The 1720-nt window shown below is 45.2% G+C and carries 3 protein-coding genes; 1 reads left to right on the top strand and 2 read right to left on the bottom strand.

Features of this window, described 5'->3' with window-relative positions; genetic code table 11:
- The coding region (locus WBV75_RS03780; RefSeq protein ID WP_424119322.1) for a TlpA family protein disulfide reductase at positions 1–395 on the bottom strand (395 nt) is incomplete at its 3' end.
- 229 nt (positions 396–624) lie between these two features.
- Here WBV75_RS03780 and WBV75_RS03775 point away from each other — a divergent pair.
- Complete coding sequence (locus WBV75_RS03775; RefSeq protein ID WP_424119321.1) at positions 625–942, top strand: heavy metal-binding domain-containing protein; 318 nt, start codon at positions 625–627, stop codon at positions 940–942.
- A 203-nt stretch (positions 943–1145) separates the two neighbouring features.
- Here the strand turns inward: WBV75_RS03775 and WBV75_RS03770 are convergent.
- Positions 1146–1720: NIPSNAP family protein (locus WBV75_RS03770; protein ID WP_424119320.1), on the bottom strand; the 575-nt coding region annotated here is incomplete at its 5' end.

The raw sequence follows: 1720 nt of genomic DNA, 5'->3' as shown, positions 1-1720 counted from the left end.
GCTCGGTCCATCATATAATGCCAACCGGTAAGGTTGTATTGCTGTATGGCATTTTTCCAAAGCTGTAGGGTATTTGGGTGAAGCGTTTGGTGCGAGATATAAAGGTATTCGATATCTTTTTGATCTTTCAGGGATTCCTTTAGTCCCGGAAGTTGTTTAAACTCTTTAATGCAAGGTGGGCAGGAACTAAACCAAAGGTCCACATACAACACCTTATTTTTAAAAGGTTTTGCGTTAAAAAGGTCTTCAAGACTTGAATACTCTCCTTCGAGAAATCGGATATCCGCATCCCCTTCGTAAGATATGTCACGAAAGTAGTTAATCCCGAAAATTAGGATTCCGAGGATTCCGATCCCAAAAACAAGCAGTCCGACTTTTCTGTATTTTGACCACATGGAGTTTATATTCTTGATTGTCAAAGATATGCTCAAGGGCACACCTTTGAAAACAAATTCGGCCAGTGGTTTCTATTGGCAGTTTTTAGTAGCGGCTTACGGTAACATAAATGTTTTAGTTGTGGATTAAAAGGTTTGACGTAACAATTTCAATGATCGTCAGACAAATAAGGTGTCCCGGGGAGCTATTCCCTTTCGGACTTTTCAAATCAATCTAAAGAAAGCATTTATGATATTATCTACAACGCATACCCTCGAGAATCAAAACATCTCAGAGTACCTTGGCATCGTAACCGGTGAAACAATTATCGGGGCAAACATCTTCAAGGATTTTTTTGCTGGCATCCGGGATGTCGTTGGGGGCCGGTCCGGGTCTTACGAGCGCGTGCTTAGGGAGGCCAAGGACAATGCCCTTTCCGAAATGGCCGAATACGCCAGGAGCATGGGCGCAGATGCGGTCATAGGGATCGACCTGGACTACGAAACCATTGGGTCCAATGGAAGCATGATCATGGTGACGGCTTCAGGTACTGCCGTAAAATGTTGAGGTAATTTTATTTTAGAGTAAAGCGCAGGCAGGTGGTGACAGGATTTGTAAACTGCTCATACGGGTATTGCTTTTACTTTGGGGGAACAATGTCCCCCCTCCCCGATATTAAGATACCTCCAGGGCCTGCATTTCCATTTCAAGGGTTCGTTGGTGGAACTTCCAGGTATAATCAGCGAACTGCGCAAAACCAAATGAATAATCTATAACTGAGAATAGGGGAGGGGCTTCAAAAACACCCGGGTAATATCGTTCATAGCATCGGCGTATTCCTCAAGTTTGGTAATCCGCTGCCATTCGGGGTGGGGTCCGAATTCTGACCACGCTTCCGCGTGGTGGGCCTTATTCTTAAAAGCCAACAGATAGGTGAGGCAGGGCATTTGGTCTCCGGAGATATTTTCGCCGAAAAATACCATGGGTAGCCCTACTTCCTCGAATATCTGAAACTCACTGTCATTGAACATCTTCACCTTTCTGCGAAGCGCATCTTCGTTGCGACTTTCATAAATCCGCAATTCGAAGAGTTCAGAATCCGCAGGTTTTTCAAGGGCCGGAAAACCCGTAACCGATCGGATAAAACTGCTTTCATACCTCGTATAAGCGATCTGGTCCTCAGGAGCTTCAAAATACGGTTTTGCAGCAGCCAGGTACCCGCGATCCGCCCTCAAGCCATCAGTTACTGTCGCATAAGCTCCCATATTATCATAGGCTACCAAGAGATATAGCTTTTTAGGCAGGGCCTCGCCTGCCTCTTCAAATGCGCCTACATATTCAACAC

Source organism: Robiginitalea sp., from assembly GCF_049588695.1.
Lineage (GTDB): Bacteria > Bacteroidota > Bacteroidia > Flavobacteriales > Flavobacteriaceae > Robiginitalea.
Note: the sequence above shows the minus strand (reverse complement) of the source record. Positions and strands in the feature narration are given on the sequence as shown.

Bases quoted from the DNA above. Each gene is read 5' to 3' on its own strand.
- WBV75_RS03775 (WP_424119321.1), top strand. From the start codon at position 625: ATGATATTATCTACAACGCATACCCTCGAGAATCAAAACATCTCAGAG.